Consider the following 23,865-nt stretch of genomic DNA (forward strand, 5'->3'; position numbering starts at 1 on the left):
GGATAAAGAAGGAACTGCTCTACTCAATTCCTTCTTCATTTTGCTCAGTTAAATCAACTTTTAATAAAGCATCTTTGTACTGGGCTTTTGCATGAATTTCTTTATATTTTGTAATTTTATTAACTATGTATTGGATTAGTTTTTTGACTTCGATTATTACCTTATAACAAAGCCATGATACAAACCCAAGTAGAGTGCATAGAATAAAAAGAGCGATTACACCATATAAAGAATCATACTCAACAATACTTTTTATTATGTCCATCATAGTCACCTCCAATGACATATGATTATTTTTTATTATAGGTAGCGAGCCCGGTTATTAGGGAAGCGACTATAATGAACTAATAATTATGTATTGTATTATAATTATATAATATATAGGCAATAAAGGATAGTAGAAAAAATAATTTGATGCATATTTCTTCCAAAAAATCAAAAATACTATATTATTATTTGATTAAGGGAGAATAAATGTATAGACGACATTTAAGCCAACTGGATGTAAAGTATAAAAGAAGGGTAGCCATTGTAACTACCCTCCCCGATTTAAAAGGAGAAAAATAAATATGGAATACAAAAATAGAATTATTTAGATTGATGTTTGTCTTTTGCAACCATGCGAGTAATGTATTGAACTTTCTTTTCAGATAATTCTGGGTGTTTGCAAATCAGTATTGTGACAACTAATTTTAAACCCAAATATCCCAAATAGCATATACCTGCATAGCCTAAGACTCTAATTACGTTCGTTAAAATGTCGAACAATTCTACCCTCCCTTCTTTGTAGTAATATATAAAAGTTGGGAAATGTATTTGCCCAGAAAGGGCTAGATATTTACTTTTCCAAAGAACTTGTGCCAACTACAATTATGGCACTTCGTATGGTATAATACCGAGCATTCTGTCTTGCGATGATCTGAGATACGATGGCTCAGATACAGTTTGCTTAATATCAGCTTACCATATTTATCCAAATATATAAATCCAGAACATACATTCTATACCATATGTATTTTTCGCATTTTTGTAAAAAAAGAATCTCCTGTTTATTTACAATTACTTCAAAATGTGATATTTTTGAAAAAGCAACAAATCAAAAATTTTAATTTTGGAGGTAATTAAATGCAGAACACTACAAAACCTAAAACATTATCATGGATAAACAGTCAATATAAGAAGGGCAATATCAGTTTCAGTCATAAGTTACAGCGACCAATTAATCAGTGGTCTACTCAAATGAAGAGTCTTCTGATTCACAGTCTATTAATGGGAATTCCTGTTAATCCTATTTATCTTGTAGAAGAAAATAATGTAATGGCTACTCTTGATGGATCTCAGAGAGTTTCTACTTGTATTCAGTATATCAATGATGAATTTGCCCTTAATAAATATACTCCTAATGTAGTTATTAGATATAAGGAAAATGGTGAAGAGATTGAAAAGGAATTTGAAATAGCTAAGAAAAGATTTAGTAAACTTGATGACATTGTAAAGGAAGCCCTCCTAGTTGACACATTAGATTTTTGTATATTATCTGATTATACAGACGATGATGTGAAAATGATGTTTGAGCGTCAGAATAGTGGAAAGAAACTTGGAGCAAAATTATTAAGAGTATGCAAATGTTCTGATGAATTCAGCGATATGGTCTACTCTCTCTCAGTTAATCCTCTAATGGATAAACTTATGAGTCCTAATCAGAGAAAGAATGGTACTGACAGAGATGTTATAATCCAGACTATTATGCTCATCGCAACAAATCAGGAGCATCAGTTTACTTCATTCCGTGCTAATGATATAGATAATTTTGTTATAGAATATGCAGATCAGTATCTTAATGTGAAAGATACTCTTGAGGAAGCTATGAATAAATTGGATGCTTCATTTGAAGATTTAGATATTCCTGTAACTTCCCTTCCGCAGATTTTATATGCTTGTTATAAGATTGTTAAGAACAAGAAATCATTCGGGGCATTGGTGGATAAGATAACAGAATTTTTAAATACTTATGACGACAATGAGGAGTATAAGCTCTTTGTCCAGCAAGGAACGACAAGTGCTGAAAATGTGGATGGTAGATTCCAATATTGGAGAGCCATTGTTAATGAGTTGAATTAAGTAATTATGTACAAAATTTTATCTTCTTTTTGGTGACATTTTTTATGTGTTACAATATATAATATAAGTAAGAAATCAAATGATTTCGTTAATGCAAGGTTGCCAACACCGCAAGTTGGGATTTAATGCTAGGTATGCTTCAACCGTAACTGAAGGATTTAATGCTAGGTGTTTCGCCACCGAAAGAGCGAAAATTTAATGCAGGGACGGAGATAAAATCTTCGTCCCATTTATCATACATAAGGAGAAATATGCTGAAATTCTATGATATAAATGAGGATTATGTAAGATACTTGCAAACAATAGATGAACAAGTACCCAATATTCATTATAGTACAAATAATAAATTTGTTTGTGGAGTTGTGCTTAATATTAATGGAGTTGATTATTATGCACCAATATCTCACACAACAAAGAAATATCAAACAAGTTTATTGATATATAATGAATCTGTTCCAATATCTTCTATTAGATTTTCATTTATGATTCCAGCATATGACGAAGTATTAACAGAATTAAAGTTTTCTGAAATTTCAAAACGTGATAAAAAGTATGCAGATCTGCTTAAAGTCGAGTATGATTATTGTAAAAATAATAAAACTGATATATACGAAAAAGCAAATGCTGTATATAAAATTGGATGTAATAAGAATCATAGATTAAATTATACATGTTGTGATTTCAAAAAACTTGAAAGTGAATATATGAAATTTAAAGACACCAATTAAGGTGTCTTTTATTATGCTATTTTGTAGCATTATCATTCGCATTGACGAACTCTCTTGCTTTCAATTTAACATAATATCTTTCTATATCTGCTACCAAACATTGTATAAAGTCTTTCATGTCATCAATACCATAATCTCTATGTTTCTTAAAATAATGAACTTCATCATTACCTAACCACGTAGCCGCTTTTGCGATATCTTGAATATCTTCATCTAATTTATCAATGCACTTTCCTAGTTGCATTTTAATAATTTTATCTTTATTATCTGGATCTACCTTAATAAGATAATCTTTGATTAAGAATTCAATTGCTTTTCTATAACCTAACCCAGCTAACCCAATTGTGTCTTCATTTTCTTCTGCATAGCAAGCTTGTCTATATGTTTCTACAAACATAGGTGACAATTGTTTTATATTTCAGTGAATTCTGGTAATATGTGTTTTCCTGGATATGTACATGATGGGAATATGGGCGTAAAATCATATGGCATCATGTCGTTTGTTATATAGTAGTTATGTGGTATGTAATATTTTGCGATATATAGTTTGCTGCAACTTGGGCAATGGAATATTATATAAGCGGTCGGTGGTATATAACTATTGTTATCCCCAATAAGATATCCATCAATAAATGTAGGGCTTGTAGCTATGCCGCAATGAGGACATATTCTCACTTCTTCTACTGATTTTAATTCAATAGTTGTTTCTTTTTCTAAGTTTAAGTTTGGGTGGTAATGTAATTTGTAATTTTTCGTCATATGGTACTCTCCTCTCCTGCTGATTTTGTGAATTGTAAAATATATAGTTGATTATACAATATTACTGGAAATATATCTATAAAACATATGTTCTGATAGAATTGTGTCAATTATTGGTATATACTTATAAAAGAGGAGGGGTAATATGGTATGAAAAAAGAAATTCGTGTAGATATGGCAAAAAAGAGAATACAACAAATAGCTAAGAAAAGTGGGAAGAGATATCTCAAGGCTAGTAAAACATCAAGGAGACCTCCGCATACTCCACCGAAAAGAAAACGGAAGAAAAAATTTGGTTTAATAGATTGGAGATGATAACATTAAAGAACTAATAGATATTTTACCACAGATCATTATTTATATAGTAATTGGATACATTTTTAATAAAACATTTTATTTTGTTGCATTGAAACAAAATTCAAAAGATATAGAACATATATTAACAGCATCATTGGTTATTGGGTTTATTTACTATAAAATTGCGAATACTATTCCACTTCATATATCTAATAGTGTTGATAATATATTAATAATCATATCTGCTTTAATAACTTCATACGTATTTGCTCGTATTTTAAGAAGCAAGTATTTAATTCCATTTTTAGATTTCTTGAAAATTCGGGATACAGGGAATGTCTATTATTGGGATGATTTAATGGATAATAACTATCCAATGAAAATTCGAATTGATTACGATAGATTTGTATATGAAGGAATGTTGCATAATTTTGAAAGTTATTCAAATGAACCACATTTAGTCTTAGCTTCATATATTATAAAAGACGAACATGGTAATATACTGGGTGATTATACAAACGATAATACACGAATTATTGTATTGGATATATCTAAGTCAAATAAGGTTGAAATTATATATGTAAGTAATAGTGATGTATGCAATGATTTAAAGTGCTTATGTGATGCTAATAATATATTATATAATTTAAACAAAGATGAGCAGGAAAGTTAATCTCCTGCTCTTTATTCTATTAATTTAATCTAACAATAAAAATAAAAAAGCAGTGATCTCTCACTACTCTTCTATCTTATCTTATATGTGTTCATTTGTTAATTATGGTTTACATTAAATTTGGTGTCACAATCTTTGCATTGGAAATTAAAGGCAGGAAATACTTCTTTTTCATTATCGTCAGGACTCCACGTAGGAATTACTGATTTATCCTTTACTTCATTTTTAATAATTGTTGGTTGTAATTCAATAATATTATCACTTTTACAGTTTGGACAGAACATACCTATCGACCCCCCTCATTTGTATAAGATAACTATATATTATCATTAATACATCTGAGGTGATAGATTGAACGTGTGTTTTGTGAAAAATTGCCAAGGACTACCATTTATATCCGCAATTCTGGCAACACATACTCTTTCCAATATTACTACTATAGTATTCGTTGATATTATTCCTTGATAAATATAAAAATATTTATTATAGTATTGACTTTTTGACTATCATAAAGTATTATATATTTGTACTTATTGATAGACAGAAAGTAGGTGTTGTATGTCTGCAAAGATGGGACGACCTCTTTCTGATAATCCAAGAAATCATAAGCTGTTTGTTAGGCTTACAGATAAAGAAAATGATGACTTGGAAAGGTGTTGTGAGATCACAGAAAAATCAAAAGCCGAATTGGTTCGAGAAGGTATGAAACTCATAACAGATAAAATATTAGAAAGAGAATAAATAACAAATGAGAATCGCCCTATCCTACCAAGATCGAAACGATTCTCATACATAGCCTGTTAAACAGACATATTCATTTTACTCTATGTTGAATTATTTTTCAAGATATGGAGGAAATTAAATGAATGGTATTCAGGAATTTGTAAACAAAGATTTTGGGACTATTAGAACTGTTATTATTGACAATGAACCTTGGTTTGTTGCAAAAGATGTGTGTAACATTTTAGGAATTGCAAACCCAACAGATGCATTGAATAAGGGGCTTGAAGATTTTGAACGGGCTAGATTAAATCTAGGTCGTCAAGGGGGGGACAAATATCATTAGTGAATCTGGATTTTATACTCTCGTTCTTCGTAGTAGAAAACCTATTGCAAAACCATTTAGATTATGGGTGACGCAAGAGGTACTACCTCAGATTCGCAAAACTGGCGGTTATATTCCTATTAAAGAATCTGAGCCAGATGAATTGATAATGGCGAGAGCTGTTCAGATTGCAAACGAGACAATCAAGCATAAAGATGAAATTATTGCTAATCAGAAAAAGAGGATAAAATCATTGGAAGAAACAGAAAAGGATTGGAAACTTCTAATGGATACAAAAGGGACTTTCTCGGTTAATGAGATTGCACATTTTATTGGAATTGGCGAATATACGTTATTTGCATATTTAAGAAATATTGGGCTATTATTTAGGAATGAAAATGGCGATAATGTTCCATATGAAAAACCTGTAATGAAAGGGAAATTTATGGCTTGTCCAGCCATTTCTCCTGACGGTAAGGCTCATTTGCAAACAAGGGTATATCCAAAGGGAATTTCGTACATAACAAAGCTACTTCGTAAATATGGATATTTGGAGGTAGCATAATGAATTTTACATATGATGAAGATGTAATACGTGTTGTTATATTAGACATATCTGGTGTTTACAGCCAAATATTTGACGAAATTTACTGCAAAAGTAATGAATATCACAACATAGTAGACAAATACAGTGCATTAAGTAAATACAAGGTCATTAAGATCTAATAAATCAAGGGTAGGCTGAAGTAGTCTACTCTTTTTAATTGTAAGGAGAAAAATATTATGATTACAAAGGCAACAAAATATGGGAGAGGTTATGAAGCACCAGGAGGATTAACCGAAGACAAATACTATGAATTGATGTACGAATTTGTAGATCTGGCAAAAGTAAAAGGACTCACCGTAAGGCAAGCCCAGAAACTTTTTGTTGACTGCTCAGATATCGTATTAGATTCTAAAATCTAGCATTTTCTTCAAGCATGATAGTAGGTGGAAGAACCGTAACTTCTTTAATTTCGTTTTCACTATTATTAAAACAATAGCTTCCTTTTATGTATCCTGTCTCGATAAGATAATGGATACATAAATTGAGGTGTTGTCTTGTCATCTCATATTTTTCTGTAAATTCTTTATATGGAATTTCAACAACAAGACAATATGAATTGTCATCTAGTAAGTCATAAATCCCCTGTAATACTCTTCTTGAATCAGCAATGATTGTCATTTAATGTCCTCCTTTGTATAAAAAATAGTCTGTTATATTTATAATACTACTTTGTACAAGAAAACAATATTACAAACATATGTTTTGTAGAATATTACTAGTCCTAAAGGTCGCTCCTACATATATTATTTGTTTCATCTTGATTCTCTTCCGCATTTTACATCATAAATTAAAATACGACATATATTATTATCGTCATCAAGAATATAATTTATTATTATCCAATCATCTTTTTTTTCTTTGTTTAGAAGGTTATCTTCTGTAGTATTGTTAAAAAGAACTGAATACACATTATCTACGTGATCTAAATTTTTATATAGTTTTTTAATTTTTTCGTAAGAATCGCCAACTGAAATATTATTATATGTTTTTATTCTTTTATCAACAATAGAAATACATCTGACCTTATTATCTTTATTTATAGCAACTGAATTTTCGGTATCATCTTGTGTTGATTTTAATGGCATATCATATATTTTAAATTCTTTAAAATCAAAGTTTTTGTTTTCATCGTTATATATTAACATTTGATTATCTGAAACAATTTCTGAAGGCATTGATATGATCATATTACTAGACCCACATCCAGTTAATAAAAAACATATTGACATTATAATAAATATTAATATTTTTTTCATAATACTCTCCTATTTTATAACAAGCATTTTAATTTAATTAATCGTTGTTCCAAGTATAACATTTAATAATTTTATTATCAATATACATATATAAGTATCATCAAACAATACTTAAAATCAATTAGTACGGTATTCAAAGAACAATTAAGCAATATATCTACAGTATTAAATAATACAGGAAACAATGTAAAATTACTCTCTTCTTTTTCTGCTCTTGATGCTGCTCAACAAAAAGTTTTATTGTCTTCAAAACTATTGACAGATGAGCAAAAAGAACAATGCTTGGTTATGGCTACTTTGACCTCTGCAAATGTAGAATACACCGCAGAACAGTTGTCGAAAACAGCTAATATTTCGGCAGAAACATTAGCCAGTTGGGGACTTACAACTGCCACAGATACTTTAACTGTTTCAGAATTAGCAGAAAAAGCTGCTACAGATGCTCAAGCTAAAAGTGCTCTTGAAAAAATTGTTACACAAAACGCTCAAGCTGTTGCAAACGGTGAAATAACAGCAACTAATATTGCGTTGACTGCAAGTGAAAGTGGAGCTACTTTGGCTACAGGTGCTTTTACTACAGCAATTAAAGCAAATATCTCTGCAATGTGGACTTGGATGACAACAACTCCTGTGGGATGGCTAACATTAATAGTTGCAGGAGTTTTTGCAGCGGTCAAGGCTTATGACGCATTAACTATATCTGTTGAAGAACAAAAAGAAAAGATGGAAGATTCTGTATCTGCATATAATGATGCAAAAACAGAATTAGAAAATATTACAACAGAATTAACTAACCAGGAACAAGCCATGGATGACTTGTTGAAAAAGGACAAGTTGACTTATGCTGAAAAAGGGCAATTAAAAGAACTTGAAAAAATTACAGAACAATTACGAATCCAGAAAGATCTTGCCGAAAAAGACGAAGAAAAAGAAAAAAAAGAAAGTGCATATGAAGCAGCAAAGACATACGAAAAGCAATTTGGCAAATATGATTTTTCTGAAGCGGCTATCGAGGAATATCAAAATGCTGCTGATGCAAGCATGAATAATGATATTTTAGTACAAGACACCAATAATATTCCTGCATTAATTGCTGCTTACAAACAGTATGAGAAACTTCTATCACAAGCTTATGTTAATAAAGATGCTGATAACATTGATTGGTTCAAAACTTCTTTAGAAGAAGGCAAAGAGACTATTTTCTCAACTACAAAAGATCTTCAAGAGCAACAAAGTGCAATGTCAGATTACTATGCTACTTTGGAAAATCTTCCATATGATTCTTTGACAGCAGATCAAAAAAAAGTGGTAGATTCTTATACCGCTATTTCTAATGCTATTGAATTAGTTTATAAAGAATTAGACCCTAATACATGGAACGAAATGCAAGTAAATAGCGTGTTCAGTTCTGATGGAGTAGAAAAAACTAAAGACGAGCTTGTTGAAATGGCTAAAGAAGGTACACTTGACGAGTCTACTATTCAATCATATAAGAATTTGAATGCTGCTCTTGAAAAAACCAATATGTTTCTTTCTGATGGTCAATCTGCTGCATCGGCATTTTGTGATCAAATGTATGCTCTTGCAGGAGCAGATAATCAAAATGCTCAAGACGCTCAAAAATTAGCTGACACATATAAGAAAACTCTCAATCGTTTTCCAACAAATGAATCGGTTACTAGCCAAGATGTCGCAGAAGCTAAAGCTGCTGTTCAGGAAGAATATGATAAGATTCATGATTGGGGTATTGACTCTTATTCCGACCAAATAAAAGATGGCACTATTCAATCTAAGTATGGCAATGTAGATATGGATAACCGTCAGATTATTGACTGGAATCTTGATAATATTGAGAAATGGAAGGATCAATTATCTGATATTAAATATTATGATGACGATGGTAATTTCATTGATTCATATTACGATCAGCTTAAGGAAAGTGCTGAAAAAGGTGAATCTAATATTGACACTGTATTCGGTGATATGATGGATCATATCGAAGGATATGATGGAATCTCCTCTCTCGCTTTCTCTCATGTTGTCGATAATGATGATGGCACTTTTGAATTTCTTGGTCAAAAAACTGCCGAAGAATATATCTATGGCATTTTGGACGAAGCGAAAAAAGATGGTGATTTGTCAATTGACCATATCCTTGAACTTGATAAGCAAGGTGATAAAAATGCCGAAATATACGATGCCCAAGGTAAGAAAGTTGGACAGTCTTATATTCATGGCATCATAGCTGGTTTTAATTCTGATTCAGAAGACATAAGTAAGCTTATGCATATGTCAGGTAAATATGGCGGCGTTCAAATTGCTCAAAGAGACGAAAGAAAAGTAGAGTCTCAATATGGTAATAACGAACAAAACAAAATCAAAAATTTCCTTGATGAAAATGGTATAAGCGACAATCAGGAATTACTTGATGAATTTAATCAAGTTACAGATGGAATAACTAATGCTGATGAAGCTATGTTAAAGTGGAAAATTCATCAGGAACAGGCTGCCGAGTCATTTTCAACTGCATGGAATGACTTGAAGACCTTATCTGAATCAACAGATAGCAGTACAGATGAAGAAGACAAGGCTGTAAAGGCACTTTATAAATCTCTGACTGATCTTGCTGATAAAGGTGAGCTTACTATTGATACATTTAAAAAAGTAGATGGTGCAGAAAATTACTTTGATAATCTTGGTATATCTGCTGGTCAAGCTGTTAATCAAATAAATCAGCTATCAGATAAGAATTCCCAAGTTAGTGCGATGCGCAAGAATATCCAGTCGATTACGGATGCTCTCGGTTCTAAACAGACCGATGGATTTGCGACTGCCGATGATTTTGCTGGATTTGATGCAACTATTAAAGGACTTAATTCATGGAAAGAGTTTACTACTCTTCTTGGTGATGCAAAGTCATCTATGGAAGATTGTCAGACAGCGGCAAATAACCTTGCAACAGAGTATGTCAATAGTAATGAAGTAATTTGCCAACTTGATGATTCAACGGCTGAGTATTTTAGAACTCAGATGACAAGTATGGGTGTTTCTAACGCTGACGCTGTTGTGGAACAGCGATTAACTTATTTACATGCTCAACAGGCAGAGGGATTACAAGAATGCACTAATGCTAGTCTTGAATATAACGGACAAAAAATAACTGCTGCAAATTACAGTGATTTTCTTGCCAATGCCACAGCAAATGAGATTGGGGCACTTGCTAATGAAGCAGTTCAGTCGGGTAATAGTGCTAATGCTCTTTCTGTACTTGCTGTTAAAAAGGCTATAGCAAATGGTACTACTCTATCAACTGCGGGTGATATTCAAAACCTTGCCGATCTTGCCACCGCTGGTTCAGAATTAGGTGCATTATTAAACAGACTTGCCCAATTGAAAAAAGGTTTTACAAATGGAGAACCATCAGATGCAGTAGCAGCAGAAACGGCAATGATATCAAGAAGAATCAAGGCATTGATTGGTGGAGGAAGTCACGTTAATGTGACAACTACTCCTTCAGGTGGTACAACTGGCACAGGTACATCAGGTACAGGTAGTTCATCATCTACCAAGAAAACACCATTCGATAAACTTTCCGATTATGCATCTAAATTCTTCGATTGGATTGAAGTTCGCCTAGACAGACTCCAAAAGAAAATCGACTCCAATATATCCAAAGCGGAATCAAAACTAAATGATAAGCGATACTCTTCTGCTACAGCTAATTATATGTCTGCTGTGGGTAATACATACACAAAGATGTATACAGAGCAGAAAGGTAGAGATAAGTATCTTAATACGGCAAATAATTATCTCAACAAAGCAATCAGTCTTGGTGCAATAAACAAGAAACTTGCCAAAGAGATTAAGACTCGTGTTGCGGATGGTTCGATCAATATTTCAAGATACAGCTCTGATATTCAGACAGTTATATCGACCTATAAAGATTGGATAGATAAGGCGAAAGACTGCACTACTGCTATGCAGACACTTCATGACTCTCTCAGGACATACGCTGAAGATCTCAAAAAGGTATCTGATGCACAGAGAGATACTACAGTGTCTATCGCCGAGACAAAGCAGACTATTGCCACAGGTGGTGTACAAAATACGGCTACAGCCAAGAACTCATCGCTTGGATATAACAATTCTGTCCTAAATACAAAGAACAGTGCATATTACACGGCTGCTAAGTCAGCTAATAGTAATGTCAATAGATTTGCTAAGAGTGCTACATCCGCTTTAAATAAGGGCAAGATTAAGAAGAATACAAAGTACAATGCTACACTTAATTCTATCAAGGGTTATATTAAGAAGCGTGTTACTATTCCAGATTCATTACTTGCTATTGTTGCAAAGAAGAACTCTACTCTTTATAACAGACTGTACATGTATAATCTTAGCATTGAGAACCTTCAGACTGCTAGAGAAGAATACACTACAACTTTTGCTGTAAATAATGCTGAAAAGTACAACAATATAGCAGATAAGTATAAAAATCTTGATGATGCTACAAATGATGCTATGGACTTAAATAGTACCAAGTCATCTAATGCAGTTTCGGCAAAGGATAAGAATAGCTATCTCGACAAGCAGAAGTCGGGATATTCTACAATTGTCACTCGTGACAAGAATGAGCAGAATGAATACAATAAGGCTAGGGCGACTGCAAAGAGCAATATATCCAAGTCTGCAAAGGGAGCGTCATATAGCAGTCTGTCAAAGACCAATAGAAATACAGTTAATAAGTATATCAATGATGCCAGAAAGTCAGCCAAGAGTGGTAAGATAATATCTGTTTCTACTCTTGCGAAACTGTCTGAGTATTACAAGAAGGGCTATATATCTTCTGGGTTCTTTAATTCTTGTATAGATTACAACAATGCGTTGGAGTCATACAATCAGGCAAAAGCACAGACAGAAATTGATGAGCAGACACAGATTACTCAGAGGGCAGAAATTGCTTCACAGAAGTTCTCTAATATCTCAACTGAATATGATAATAAGCGTCATCAGTATGACCAGACTGCAACTGAGCTGAATAATAACATGTCTATACTTGAGGAACGTGGCAATGGTGCTTCTGCTACTTGGTATAGTAGATTAGCAAAGAATGAAGAGTCAAGTAGAAGTAATTTGATTCAGAAACGTACAGATCTCGTCAAGGAATTGAATAATGCAGTTAAGAATGGTGATGTTGCCTATAAGAGCGAAAAATGGTATGAAATGAGATCACAGATAGATGATGTGACCAATTCCATTGACGAAGCAACTAAATCGCTTGCTGAATATAATAATCAAATCATGCAAATACATTGGGATAGAATTGATGAACAGGCAAATAAGATTCAGAACCTGATAGATGAGAATAACTTCATTATTGATGAATTATCTCGTAGAGATTTGACTTCTGATGATACTGGTGGATTAACCTCTGAGGGTAATGCTGTCGCTGGACTTCACATATCCAACTACGAAGCATATAAGAAAAATGCGGAAACGTATTATGCCGAGATTGAGAGTATCAACAAGAAGTTGGCTAATGATCCATACAATCAAAAGCTAATTGACCAAAAAGAGAAATTGGTCAAGTCTTATCAGGATTGTGTAAAGGGTGCTGAAGATGAAAAGTGGGCGACCATTGATTTGATGAAATCGGGTTACGATGCCTTAAAAAATCACATCTCAGATCTTATTGATAAATTTAATGACCTTCTGGATTCAGAAAAAGATGCCTATGATTATGCAAATAATATTTCTGAGAAGACAAAGACTCTCTCAGATCTTCGTAAACAGTTGGTTGCTATTTCTGGCGATACATCAGAGGAGACTAGAGCAAAAGCCCAGGAGCTTAACCAGTCTCTCAAGGATGCAGAAAAGGATCTCAAAGATACACAGTATGATAAGCTTATATCTTCAACGAAGGATATGCTCTCTGACTTCCAGACTGATTTGGATGACAGTATTCAGGATGTAATCAAGAATCTGGACGACAATTTCAGCCAGCTCATAAATAACATAGATAGTCATTGGAACAATGAGACAATTACAAGTCTCATGGAAAAGATACAGTATGTCGCAACCGATTCATTCAACAATGTATCTGCTGATGGAAAAATATCTGAGAGCACTGGTAATGTTGTAAGTGATATTCAGAGTTTTATGGAGAGGGCTTGGGCTAAATACGATCGTGACGCTGAAACTACACAGCAGGACAAGATAGATGAAGCGACAAAAGAAAAAGTTAAGAATAATATTCTGAACAATTCTAATAGCGGATCATCTTCTGGATCTTCTACAGATGTGAAAATTGATGCCAATAAATTGATTAGTCGAATTGATAATCCAACCAATAAGATTTCTCCTGCATACAATAATACCACAACCAATACAAACAGCACAGCTCCTGTCGGTAAAGTATTATCAACTTCACAGAAAAAGTGGGTTAATGACTTCTTGAAGAAGAACATTGTTGTTGCTCAACAGGATGTTAGCAAGTATGGTAATCTGAATAAGGTACTCTACCGCAATTGGGGTAAGAAGATTCTTCCTACATCTAAGTGGACGGAGTTAGCCAAGAAGATTGGATTTAGTAACTTCTCATCTGCTACAAATTCTGCTTTTTATCAGACACTTCACAGGTCAGGTATTAAGGGATTCAAGAAGGGTTCTGACGGTATTCCTTATGACATGATTGCCAACTTGGGTGAAAATGGTACAGAGTTACAGTATGATATATCGAAAGGTGTACTGAAGTCTGTTGGACAAGGTGATATGATATTCACTGCTGAACAGGCTAAAACTCTGATGGAATTTGCCAAAAATCCTATGGCATATAAGAATATGTATACTGGTACAGCGTTCAGTATGCCGAGTGTACCTGTAAATAATAAGGTGGATAATGATGTGAATATCTCTATTGGTGATATTAAGCTTGAGGGTGTTCAAGATCCAAAACAGCTTGCTAATGGAATAAAAGATGTCATTAAAAACAATACAGGTGGAGTTCGTAGTATGATTAAGGAAGATACCATTGGCAGTCTCAGTAAGGGATATAACTCTCAGAGCGTGAAGAGATGGTAATTGGATAGAACGGAATAACTATAAAGATATGGAGAGATTTTTGAAACTGTTTCAGGTCTCTCCTATTTCTTTGGTCTAAAATGACGAAAATTAACTAAAAATGAGGTGATAACATGACAATCAAGCGATTCTTACAACAGAAGTATGTTGAGGATTTACGAGCCGAGAATGCTGAATTAAGGCAATATATCAAGGATAATAATGTAGATGTTCTCGTTGCAAATATAGAAGAAACAATCAGAACTCGTGAAGAATTGGAACAGACTATCTCTGAGGTAAATGAAATCAAAGGGCAGTATAGAAAACTTCTCAATGATTTACTCAAGGATAAATATGAATTACAAAGACAAATGTTAGAAGTCAAGAAACAAATTTAAAAAATATATAAGGAGGCATTTTGTAAATGGCGAAAATATTATTTAATAGCCAAGGTTTGATAGAGACTCCTACTCTCCTATTACAGCACAAAAATTTTGAAACGATTGGTAATGGAGGGGTTACTAATGTCTCTGGTTTAACATACAAGAGTAATTTTAATGATGCAAACGAAGTATCATTTAAAATACATAAGTTTAATAATGAAAAGAAACATCCGCTATGGGACTCTATGGTGGATTTTAAGATTATATACATTCCTCAGTTACACGAAAGATTTGAAATATCAGTAACAACAAGTGAGGAAGATCCTAATGACGTATCTAAGTCAATAACTGGTACATCATTATGTGAAGCAGAATTGTCTCAGATCACACTCAGAAATGTGCAGATAAATACAGAAACAGATATGACAAATCTTCTGTATGATGAGAATTTTCCAACAATCCTTTATCGTGATCCAGAGGAATATGATTCAGCAGAAAATCAAAAAATATGGACAAAATCAAAGTATGACTATCTCAAAGATAAAACAGCTTATCCAACAGAGGAGTCAGTTATTGTAAGAAAGAAATCAATTCTCAAACATGCTTCACTCTTACATCGTGTTCTCGAAAAAGCTCCGCACTATTCAATCTCATATGTTGCAGATACATTGAAGAAGTTGAAAACTGTACATGAATTTACATTTGATGGAACAGATATTCTCTCTGCTCTGAAAGATACAATTGCAGATGATTTTCACTGTGCCTTCATGTTTAATTCTGAAAATAGAACCATCTCTGTGTTAGATCTCTATTCAACATGTAATAATTGTGGTTATAGGGGAGACTATATGGATGAGTGTCCTGAATGTGGTTCTAATAATATAACAAATAAATATGGTGAAGATACCAATATCCTCATCAATAGCACTAATCTTACAACTCAGATTACACTTGATTCTAACAGTGATTCATTGAAAAACTGTTTCTATATTACAGGTGCAGATGATGCGATAAATGCTGCCATTGCTAATGTAAATCCTAATGGCACACAGTATATTTATTATTTCTCAAATGAAACTTTAGCTGATATGCCAACAGAGCTACAGAGTAAACTTAGGAGTTATAATACTTTATATGACGAAATCAATACAACAAGAGAATATAATTTTAAGGCAGATAGAGTGGCTGAATACAACAAGGTCATAAATTATATCAACACTAAATTCGCATCTATGTCAAAAGATGATCAGGATAAGATCGAATATCCTACTCTCACATCTCCTCTTGTTGGTTATCCAGCACTCACTTCTGCATGGTATTCTGCTATGGATGTATACTATTTCCTGAACGATTCCATGATGCCAGTAATTGATGTTGATGGTATGGGACTAGATGATAGTATTACGTCTATTCAGGACGGACTGAAAGATCTTGGTGGTATTGCTGTTACAGGAATCAAGACTATCACTCAGAGCGCAGTTAAGGGTTCTGTAGAATCATTGGTCAAAACATTCTTCTCAGCATCTTATTATGATATGAATATAACAGATAGCTCGCTGTCTGATTATGATTCTTCAACAGACAAGAGAACATGGTCTGGTACTATCATCCTTACAAGTCATTCACAAATGGACGAGAACAATCAGTATCTTACCAAATCAGTCAAGATTACAATTGATGTAATTGAGTCCACAGAGAAATATATTGAACAGAAAATTACACGTATGACTAATCGTGCCGATGAAATCAAGGATAAGCAGATTACAAGTATTAAACTTGCAGAGGATAAGTTTAAGGAACAACTTGGTTACTATTCTCTTGTCGAGTTAAATAATCTCAAAAAGGAATTTGAGGCTTGCAGAGATATCGCAGTTGATGGATTTACAGATGAGAGTGTTGATGTTCAGTATAATAATAGTGAACTCAAGGATAAATATGTGAATTTCTATAGTGGCAGAATTGTTGATATTCAGGATGAAATCAAAACTAGAGAAAGCCAGATCGAAGCAGTTAATGCTGTATACAATACAGAAAAGTCAACAGGTGAGATACAAGATATTGTCAATTCAGTTAAAGCAGAACTTGACCTAGAAAATTATCTTGGTGAAGATCTTTACATGTTATGGTATTCATACAGGCGTGAGGATGATTATAGCAATGATAACTATTCTTCTACTGGGCTTGACGACGTGACTCTTATAAAAAGAGCAACTGAGTTAGTTGAAGCTGCGCAGAAAGAGTTGTACAAAGCTGGTAATCTTCAATATAGTCTTAGTGCTACAATGGGCAATCTTCTTGCACTTGATGAATTTAAACCAATCAAGGACAAATTTGAAGTTGGTAACTTTATCAAGGTCGGAATAGATGATAAGGTATATTCTCTCAGATTGATGTCGTATGAGACGGATTTTGATTCTATTCAGGATATGCCTGTAGAGTTTTCAACTGTTGAAAAGGTGCACACAGGATATTCTGATGTGCAGTCGGTGCTTGATGCAAGTAGGTCTATGGCTACATCATACTCTTCCGTTAAGGATCAAGTTGACAAATCAAAGAAAACTACTGATACAGTTAATGATTGGTCAGATAATGGAATTAATGGCAATAATACGCAGTTTGTAAACAGTTCAGAACAAACTATCCTTATCAATAAGAATGGTATCCTTGGTCGTAGTTATGATGACCAACTTGATGAGTTTTCATTGAAACAATTTAAACTTGTCAACAACGGAATGTATTTTACAAAGGATGGTTGGCAATCAATTGAGACGGGTATTGGTAGATTTACATACAGGGATATCAATGGTAATCTTGTTGAAGACTACGGCATCATTGCTAAGACTGTAGTTGGTAATCTTATAATAGGTAAAGAACTCCAAATCTACAATGAAGATAAATCTATTGTTATAGACGAAAATGGTCTTACAATTGATGGTGGATATCTGAAGATTAAAGGCACAGAAGTCGGCTCTGATGGAAAGACTATCTCTGAGGTTATTATTGACCTTGATACAGCTCAAAAGTTAGTAGCACTTGCTCAACAAGCAGCCGATAAAGCACAAGAATCGGCTAACCAAGCCCAAGCATCTGCTAACAATGCTCAGAAAACAGCAGATGAAGTAAAGACTGTTACAGATAATCTTGTAACTGAAACGAATGAAATCCGTGAACTTGCCGAAAAAGGTGTGGATCATGTAACAACCTATTTCTATCAATCTGATTCTGCTACAGAGTTAGTTGGTGGCGAATGGACAACAAATAGTGTTACATGGATAAGCGGAAAATATGTGTGGCAGAAAGTCATTACATATTACAAAGATGGAACAGATAATTCTCAAACAGCAAAAGCTATTTGTATCTCAGGTGCTAATGGTCAAGATGGTAAGCCAGGTGAAAATGGTGTAAAGGGTAAGGGTGTAAAATCTATTACTCCTCAGTATGCCATTTCTGATAGCAACGTTTTACAACCAAATGAAGGCTGGTCGGATAAAGAACCAGCTTGGTCAGAGGGAAAATATATATGGACAAGAACACTCGTTGTTTATGACGACAATACACAAGAAACAACTACTCCTATCGTGTCTAATGGATTAAATAGTGCTCTATCTATTTCTACTGCCGCAAGAAAACAGGCTGATTCAGCCAAATCTACAGCAGATAGTGCAAACACGACTGCAAGTGAAGCCAAATCAACTGCTGATAGTGCATCTCAGACAGCTAATAAAGCAAGTGAGAATGCAACAAGTGCAGTAGACAAAGCAAATACTGCCAATACAAATGCATCTAATGCATTGAGTGCAGCCAACTCTGCTGACCAGACTGCACAGGATGCTTCTACAAAAGCTGACGCTGCCACAAAGATTGCCAATTCAGCAAGTGAAAAAGCCGATAGTGCCAATGCAAATGCTTCTTCTGCTATTGACATTTCTAATAGTGCCAAAGGCATTGCAAATAGTGCTAAGTCTGTTGCCGATACAACCAAAGGCTTAGTTGATGATGTGAAGACAGATTTATCAACTAATTATTCTACCACTGAAATTGTAAATGATAAAATCGACAAAAAAGCAGAAACAATTACTACATCTATTACTAAAACTGTTTCAGAAACTTATGAGACAAAATCTGATAGTTCACAGAAGCTTACAGATGCAAAATCTTATGCTGATGGCGTAGGTAGTAATACTCTCTCATCTGCAAATGAGACAGCCAAAGGATATGCTGATAAAGCAGAGAGTAATGCAAATGCAAACACGGCAAATCAGCTTAAATCTTATGCTAAAACAACCGATATGAAGGTTGAGATTGAAAAGAGTGCCAACGGAATTAAGCAGACTGTTGCTGAAACTTATGTTAGTAATGCTACTTATGAAACAGATTTAAATAATATTCAAGGTCAAATAGATGGGAATATTCAGACATGGAGTGGTACAGATGTGCCTACATTGAAGAATGAACCTGCAAGTACATGGTCTGACGACGAGAAAGCTACCCACATCGGAGATATATATTATGATGGTAATAATCATGCATATAGATTCAGAGTTGATAGTGGAGTATATTCATGGCAGATTCTTACAGATACAGATGTAACAAAAGCTTTATCTGATTCTGCTGATGCCGTATCGAAAGCAAACGCCACAGATAAGAAATTGTTGACAGATTACAAAACATGGTCTGATACAAGTTCGGAGATTGAACAGACAAAAAATGGTATTTTACAGACGGTAAAAGACACCTATGCTGAATCTGCTACTGTCACAGATTTAAGCAATAATCTCAAGACAAATTATTCAACGACAAAAGATATGAATAGTGCTATTAAAGAAAAGGCTGATGAGATTACTCTTAGTGTTTCAGAAACATATTCTACAAAGAAAACTGTCGAGGAAAACTTAGCAACATCCAAGAGTTATGCGGATAGTGTTGGTTCTAATACACTTGAATCAGCTAAATCTGATGCAACTTCTAAAGCAAATCAAGCTAAGTCTGATGCCATTGCTGATACAGATAAGAAATTGACATCATATTCAACTACTGAGCAGATGAAGTCTGCTATAAAAGAAAGTGCAGATAAAATTTCATTAGATGTGTCAAAGACTTATTCTACTAAAGAGGAAGTTGAAAATATTCAAGTTGGTGGAAGAAATTTACTTGTAAAAACAAATCAGGGTAAAACCAAATGGGCAAATGCTTATGCTAACGGTTCATATTCGTGTGAATCTGTTAATTGGAATGGTATAAATGCTGTAAAAATGAGTTGTGCTACTCCTACTACTTCTTGGAGAATGTTTATGTTCAATGGTCTATTGGAGAATTTTGATAAGTTAGAACCAAGTGCAATCTATACATTGTCTTATGATGTGATTGGAAATGTTAATGTAGGTTTTTCAAATTTATGGGATAGTGATGCAACTCATAGCATTATGGCTTCAGCACAGGAAACTGTTATAAAAAAAACATATGGTTTCCATTATATTGTAAATATAACTTTGAAAGATGCATTAAATAAAAGCAAACAATTGGTATATTTTAAAAATAACTTAAAAGCAGGGGAATCTGTAATTATTGCAAATCTCAAACTTGAAAAGGGCAATAAGGCAACCGATTGGACACCAGCCCCTGAAGATGTGGATTCTGATATCTCAACCGCAAAAGATGAGGCTGTTGCTTCTGCCAACAAAACTTTAACTGAGGAAATTACAAAAGTTAATTCGAATATAACATCAACCGCTGAATCTATTACGTCAACAGTCAAAAAGACTTATGAAACAATAGATAACGTCAACAAGGTAAGAACTTCTGTTACAGAAGCCGAAACAAAGGCACAACAATCTCTTGATCAGTTCTTATGGCTTGTAAAATCAGGTTCATCTTCTACTTCTCTTACTCTTACTGATTCTGCTGTTACGGCAATCACAAAGCAATTCACGATTAAGTCTCCTGATGGTTCAGCAACGATTATTGAAGGTGGAAAACTCAAGACCGATGCATTAAAGTCAAACAATTATGTTGCTGGTAACGATGGAACATATAGTGCATTTGGTACGTTTCTTGACTTGTCTAATGGAGAAATTCACACACCTGGATTCTATTTAGATTCAGTTGGTAATGCCTTTTATCAAGGTACGGTAAATGCTGATGCAGGTTACTTTGGAGATGCCAATAATAACTGGTATATTGGCTCTGCTGAGTTTGATAATATCAGAAACAAAGATGATGCGCTTGTGAATGGTGTAGAATATAGTGCATTAATTTCTAAGGGCAACGCTGCTCTTACGGCTGGTCATTGGTATCTCATGTCACAAGATGGTAGTCTTGGTATTCAATCGGGATGGACAACTATCAATGGTGGTAACTATGTCTTAGATAAAGAAACACAGAAATACTATGATATGGGTATGGTTGAACCTATCTTCGGTTCTAAGAATGAATGGGACAATAAATTCTTGTATATTCGTAGAGTAAAAAATCCGTCTTCTTCTCAGTCTACTTGGGAATATCTATTTAAGGTAGATAAAGATGGTACTATTTATGAAAACGGAACAAAGCTTTCAGATAAATATGCTCGTAAGGATGCTGTAGGTAGTACATATCTTCCACTTACAGGAGGTACAGTCACAGGTAATTTAACTGTTAATGGTACTCTCACTGCTACAGCAAGTAAGGCTAATCAGCTTACTCATACATTGAGTGTTAATGGAAAGTCGTGGAATGGCTCGGCTGATTTGACAATTGGAACTATTGGTGTTGCTTATGGCGGTACGGGCAAATCATCTTGGACTGCTAACGGTATTATATATGCAAGTGCAAGCGGTACATTGTCGCAGTTATCTCTTGGAACTGCTGGTTATATATTACAGAGTGGAGGTACTTCTGCTCCATCATGGGTTAATCCGTCTACTCTTAATGTAGCAAGCGCAACAAAAGCAACTCAGGATGGGAATGGCAATACAATTTCAGACACATACCTTAGAAAAGATTTTGACTCGGTTAGTCAGAACGTGTCATTTAGTGGTTCAGTAGACATTGATGATCTTACAGCAGGAACACTTCTTGTCAGTGGCGTTGCTAGGTTTGCTAATGGGTTGATTGGTAATTTAAAAGGAACTGCATCAAATGTTCCTTGGAGTGGAATCACCGATAAACCAAGTACGTTTACTCCATCTGCACACACACATACTATGGCTAATATATCTGATTGGGGAACTTATGTTTATAGTGCTCAAAATATCAGGACAAAAAATACTGTACTTGCAGCTCCTAATGGGGTAGATGGAAAGGCATCTTTTAGAACACTTGTTGAAGCTGATATTCCTGCGTTGTCGAAATCTAAAGTTGGTCTTAGTAATGTAGATAATACGGCTGACTCAACAAAGAATGTTTTATCGGCAAGTAAGTTGACAACTGCTAGAAATATCACAATTGGTTCAGCTAAGAAGTCGTTTGATGGTACATCAGATATATCATTTTCTCTCTCTGATATTGGAGCGTCTTCATCAAGTCATACACATAATTATGCTTCAAAGGTGACTCTTGCTGGTATGGACTATTCATGTGTAAGCAATGCGATTACTATTACAAAGGCTAATCTTCAGACCGCAATAGGTTCAACTGGTCTTGGTCTTATGACCGAAAAGGAACGTAGTAAACTGGATTCTATCAAGGTTTCAAGTGGAGGCACAATCGACTTCTCAGGTGTAACTGCTAGTGGTGCATTGACTGCCGTAGTAGGTGATGATAAGACAGTTGCGATTACTCATAATACAAGTGGCGTGAAAGCTGGTACATATAAATCTGTTACTGTTGACACTTATGGTCATGTGACTGCTGGCACAAATCCTACTACTCTGAATGGATATGGTATTACAGATGCTTTGAGTTCAAGCACAAAGTATGCTCTGAGTGATAGTGTTGGAGGTAATGCTTTAAAGGCTAATTTATTAGCCAATTTGTATAGTGATCGTCCTACAAGTGCTAACATCGCCATTACAGGTAGTGGTGGATTAGCTACATTTAAAGCAACAAATTCAATGACTGCAAATAAGCCAAAATCTGATGGACATATTTTACATTTCTATTGGGACAATACAGCAGGATATGATGGTCAGTTATTTATGTCTGCTAGTGATAATCCAGAATTACAAATGCGTGGTCAAAAAGCAGGTGTATATGGTTCATGGAAAACCGTTTTATCAAGTAATAATTATACTGATTATGTTCCTAAAAAGGACGGTACAGGAGCAAGTGGCACATGGGGTATTGACATTACAGGTAATGCTGCTACTGCAACGAAGGCTACTTCTGCTGATTCTGCTACTAAAGCCACTCAGGATTCAGATGGCAATCCAATTAATTCTACTTATTTAAAATTAATTGGTGGAAGTATGACAGGAACTATAACTACATCAGCGTCCCAAATTCTTAAATGGACTCCTTCGACTACTGACAATAATGACACCGGATGTAGTTGGTATGGAATTGGTACATATAAAGCGAGTGATGGTTATAAAAGGTTAAATATATCTCATTATTTTGGTATCAATTTTACTACTAAAAATTCAGATAGTTGTTTTACTCATAATGGTAATACTATAATTACGTCTGCAAATATCGGATCTCAATCAGTAGCTTCAGCTATCAAAGCAACCCAAGATGGTGCAGGAAATGTAATTACATCTAAATATGTCACAATAGATACAACACAGACTATATCAGGATCAAAAACCTTCTCGAAGGAAACAACGATTTCATCTGCCACAGTTTCGACCAGTAAGACCACTGGCGCACTGAAAGTAAAGGGAGGAATCGCTTCTGAGGGGCAAATAAGCGCAGATAAAGTAATGATTGGTGATAAGTGTACATTAGAGTATGATGCCAATTTACAGTGCTTAAACTTCGTTTTTGCTTAATGATATATGTATTTTTAAGGAGAGTAGG

18 protein-coding genes and 1 pseudogene are annotated in these 23,865 nt (G+C 34.2%); 13 read left to right on the forward strand and 6 right to left on the reverse strand.

Features of this window, described 5'->3' with window-relative positions:
• Nucleotides 1-19 precede the first annotated feature (19 nt).
• The gene (locus tag AB5150_RS04795) at nucleotides 20-268 is read right to left on the reverse strand and encodes a hypothetical protein (RefSeq protein ID WP_368291401.1); all 249 of its coding nucleotides are present in this window, start codon (nucleotides 266-268) and stop codon (nucleotides 20-22) included.
• Nucleotides 269-1,125: 857 nt separating this feature from the next.
• Here AB5150_RS04795 and AB5150_RS04800 point away from each other — a divergent pair.
• Together AB5150_RS04800 and AB5150_RS04805 are read left to right on the forward strand one after the other, a co-directional pair.
• Nucleotides 1,126-2,121: a DUF262 domain-containing protein gene (locus AB5150_RS04800; RefSeq protein WP_368291402.1), complete on the forward strand. Its 996-nt coding sequence runs from the start codon at nucleotides 1,126-1,128 to the stop codon at nucleotides 2,119-2,121.
• 251 nt (nucleotides 2,122-2,372) lie between these two features.
• Entirely contained in the window at nucleotides 2,373-2,849 is a 477-nt protein-coding gene (locus AB5150_RS04805) for a type III toxin-antitoxin system ToxN/AbiQ family toxin (protein ID WP_368291403.1), read from the forward strand.
• Nucleotides 2,850-2,865: 16 nt separating this feature from the next.
• On the opposite strand, the gene AB5150_RS04810 is transcribed toward AB5150_RS04805, so the two are convergent.
• Nucleotides 2,866-3,246 carry a hypothetical protein gene (locus AB5150_RS04810; RefSeq protein WP_368291404.1) on the reverse strand — a complete coding sequence of 127 codons (381 nt, stop codon included), beginning with the start codon at nucleotides 3,244-3,246 and terminating at the stop codon, nucleotides 2,866-2,868.
• 14 nt (nucleotides 3,247-3,260) lie between these two features.
• On the reverse strand, nucleotides 3,261-3,608 hold the full coding sequence (locus tag AB5150_RS04815) for a hypothetical protein (protein ID WP_368291405.1): 348 nt from the start codon (nucleotides 3,606-3,608) through the stop codon (nucleotides 3,261-3,263).
• A 150-nt stretch (nucleotides 3,609-3,758) separates the two neighbouring features.
• Between AB5150_RS04815 and AB5150_RS04820 the strand changes: the two genes are divergently transcribed.
• A complete protein-coding gene (locus AB5150_RS04820) occupies nucleotides 3,759-3,923 on the forward strand; it encodes a hypothetical protein (RefSeq protein ID WP_368291406.1) in 165 nt (54 codons plus the stop codon).
• A 340-nt stretch (nucleotides 3,924-4,263) separates the two neighbouring features.
• Complete coding sequence (locus tag AB5150_RS04825) at nucleotides 4,264-4,578, forward strand: hypothetical protein (RefSeq protein ID WP_368291407.1); 315 nt, start codon at nucleotides 4,264-4,266, stop codon at nucleotides 4,576-4,578.
• 98 nt (nucleotides 4,579-4,676) lie between these two features.
• Here AB5150_RS04825 and AB5150_RS04830 read toward each other — a convergent pair whose 3' ends face one another.
• Nucleotides 4,677-4,862 (reverse strand): hypothetical protein, encoded by a 186-nt coding sequence (locus AB5150_RS04830; protein ID WP_368291408.1) that lies wholly within the window; start codon nucleotides 4,860-4,862, stop codon nucleotides 4,677-4,679.
• A 274-nt stretch (nucleotides 4,863-5,136) separates the two neighbouring features.
• Here AB5150_RS04830 and AB5150_RS04835 point away from each other — a divergent pair, with 274 nt between their 5' ends.
• The 6 genes and pseudogenes from AB5150_RS04835 to AB5150_RS04860 all read left to right on the forward strand — a co-directional run bounded on the left by AB5150_RS04835 (nucleotide 5,137) and on the right by AB5150_RS04860 (nucleotide 6,589).
• Nucleotides 5,137-5,319: a hypothetical protein gene (locus AB5150_RS04835; protein WP_368291409.1), complete on the forward strand. Its 183-nt coding sequence runs from the start codon at nucleotides 5,137-5,139 to the stop codon at nucleotides 5,317-5,319.
• Nucleotides 5,320-5,440: 121 nt separating this feature from the next.
• Complete coding sequence (locus AB5150_RS04840) at nucleotides 5,441-5,644, forward strand: Bro-N domain-containing protein (protein WP_368291410.1); 204 nt, start codon at nucleotides 5,441-5,443, stop codon at nucleotides 5,642-5,644.
• Nucleotides 5,640-5,684 (forward strand): annotated as a pseudogene (locus AB5150_RS04845) (hypothetical protein); the annotation flags it as partial. The gene AB5150_RS04840 and the pseudogene AB5150_RS04845, both read left to right, overlap by 5 nt.
• Before the next feature lie 108 nt (nucleotides 5,685-5,792).
• Nucleotides 5,793-6,188, forward strand: a complete 396-nt coding sequence (locus AB5150_RS04850; RefSeq protein WP_368291411.1) for a phage antirepressor KilAC domain-containing protein — start codon at nucleotides 5,793-5,795, stop codon at nucleotides 6,186-6,188.
• The gene (locus AB5150_RS04855) at nucleotides 6,188-6,349 is read left to right on the forward strand and encodes a hypothetical protein (RefSeq protein WP_368291412.1); all 162 of its coding nucleotides are present in this window, start codon (nucleotides 6,188-6,190) and stop codon (nucleotides 6,347-6,349) included. Before AB5150_RS04850 ends, AB5150_RS04855 begins: the two co-directional genes overlap by 1 nt.
• Before the next feature lie 57 nt (nucleotides 6,350-6,406).
• A complete protein-coding gene (locus AB5150_RS04860; protein ID WP_368291413.1) occupies nucleotides 6,407-6,589 on the forward strand; it encodes a hypothetical protein in 183 nt (60 codons plus the stop codon).
• On the opposite strand, the gene AB5150_RS04865 is transcribed toward AB5150_RS04860, so the two are convergent.
• The gene (locus AB5150_RS04865; RefSeq protein WP_368291414.1) at nucleotides 6,579-6,848 is read right to left on the reverse strand and encodes a hypothetical protein; all 270 of its coding nucleotides are present in this window, start codon (nucleotides 6,846-6,848) and stop codon (nucleotides 6,579-6,581) included. The genes AB5150_RS04860 and AB5150_RS04865 overlap by 11 nt on opposite strands.
• Before the next feature lie 134 nt (nucleotides 6,849-6,982).
• Nucleotides 6,983-7,486, reverse strand: a complete 504-nt coding sequence (locus AB5150_RS04870) for a hypothetical protein (protein ID WP_368291415.1) — start codon at nucleotides 7,484-7,486, stop codon at nucleotides 6,983-6,985.
• Between the two features lie 288 nt (nucleotides 7,487-7,774).
• Between AB5150_RS04870 and AB5150_RS04875 the strand changes: the two genes are divergently transcribed.
• The 3 genes from AB5150_RS04875 (at nucleotide 7,775) to AB5150_RS04885 (ending at nucleotide 23,837) form a co-directional block, all read left to right on the forward strand.
• Complete coding sequence (locus AB5150_RS04875; RefSeq protein WP_368291416.1) at nucleotides 7,775-14,566, forward strand: hypothetical protein; 6,792 nt, start codon at nucleotides 7,775-7,777, stop codon at nucleotides 14,564-14,566.
• Between the two features lie 113 nt (nucleotides 14,567-14,679).
• Nucleotides 14,680-14,943 (forward strand): hypothetical protein, encoded by a 264-nt coding sequence (locus AB5150_RS04880; RefSeq protein ID WP_368291417.1) that lies wholly within the window; start codon nucleotides 14,680-14,682, stop codon nucleotides 14,941-14,943.
• Nucleotides 14,944-14,969: 26 nt separating this feature from the next.
• A complete protein-coding gene (locus AB5150_RS04885) occupies nucleotides 14,970-23,837 on the forward strand; it encodes a hypothetical protein (protein ID WP_368291418.1) in 8,868 nt (2,955 codons plus the stop codon).
• Nucleotides 23,838-23,865: the final 28 nt, after the last annotated feature.

This window comes from Coprococcus sp. RTP21281st1_F1_RTP21281_210402, assembly GCF_040915325.1.
Lineage (GTDB): Bacteria > Bacillota > Clostridia > Lachnospirales > Lachnospiraceae > Coprococcus > Coprococcus aceti.

Coding starts and splice junctions, on each gene's coding strand:
- AB5150_RS04850 (WP_368291411.1), top strand. CDS start 5,793: ATGGCGAGAGCTGTTCAGATTGCAAACGAGACAATCAAGCATAAAGAT.
- AB5150_RS04885 (WP_368291418.1), top strand. CDS start 14,970: ATGGCGAAAATATTATTTAATAGCCAAGGTTTGATAGAGACTCCTACT.
- AB5150_RS04810 (WP_368291404.1), bottom strand. CDS start 3,246: ATGTTTGTAGAAACATATAGACAAGCTTGCTATGCAGAAGAAAATGAA.
- AB5150_RS04800 (WP_368291402.1), top strand. CDS start 1,126: ATGCAGAACACTACAAAACCTAAAACATTATCATGGATAAACAGTCAA.
- AB5150_RS04805 (WP_368291403.1), top strand. CDS start 2,373: ATGCTGAAATTCTATGATATAAATGAGGATTATGTAAGATACTTGCAA.
- AB5150_RS04870 (WP_368291415.1), bottom strand. CDS start 7,486: ATGAAAAAAATATTAATATTTATTATAATGTCAATATGTTTTTTATTA.
- AB5150_RS04830 (WP_368291408.1), bottom strand. CDS start 4,862: ATGTTCTGTCCAAACTGTAAAAGTGATAATATTATTGAATTACAACCA.
- AB5150_RS04795 (WP_368291401.1), bottom strand. CDS start 268: ATGATGGACATAATAAAAAGTATTGTTGAGTATGATTCTTTATATGGT.
- AB5150_RS04825 (WP_368291407.1), top strand. CDS start 4,264: ATGGATAATAACTATCCAATGAAAATTCGAATTGATTACGATAGATTT.
- AB5150_RS04840 (WP_368291410.1), top strand. CDS start 5,441: ATGAATGGTATTCAGGAATTTGTAAACAAAGATTTTGGGACTATTAGA.
- AB5150_RS04865 (WP_368291414.1), bottom strand. CDS start 6,848: ATGACAATCATTGCTGATTCAAGAAGAGTATTACAGGGGATTTATGAC.
- AB5150_RS04820 (WP_368291406.1), top strand. CDS start 3,759: ATGAAAAAAGAAATTCGTGTAGATATGGCAAAAAAGAGAATACAACAA.
- AB5150_RS04875 (WP_368291416.1), top strand. CDS start 7,775: ATGGCTACTTTGACCTCTGCAAATGTAGAATACACCGCAGAACAGTTG.
- AB5150_RS04835 (WP_368291409.1), top strand. CDS start 5,137: ATGTCTGCAAAGATGGGACGACCTCTTTCTGATAATCCAAGAAATCAT.
- AB5150_RS04815 (WP_368291405.1), bottom strand. CDS start 3,608: ATGACGAAAAATTACAAATTACATTACCACCCAAACTTAAACTTAGAA.
- AB5150_RS04860 (WP_368291413.1), top strand. CDS start 6,407: ATGATTACAAAGGCAACAAAATATGGGAGAGGTTATGAAGCACCAGGA.
- AB5150_RS04880 (WP_368291417.1), top strand. CDS start 14,680: ATGACAATCAAGCGATTCTTACAACAGAAGTATGTTGAGGATTTACGA.
- AB5150_RS04855 (WP_368291412.1), top strand. CDS start 6,188: ATGAATTTTACATATGATGAAGATGTAATACGTGTTGTTATATTAGAC.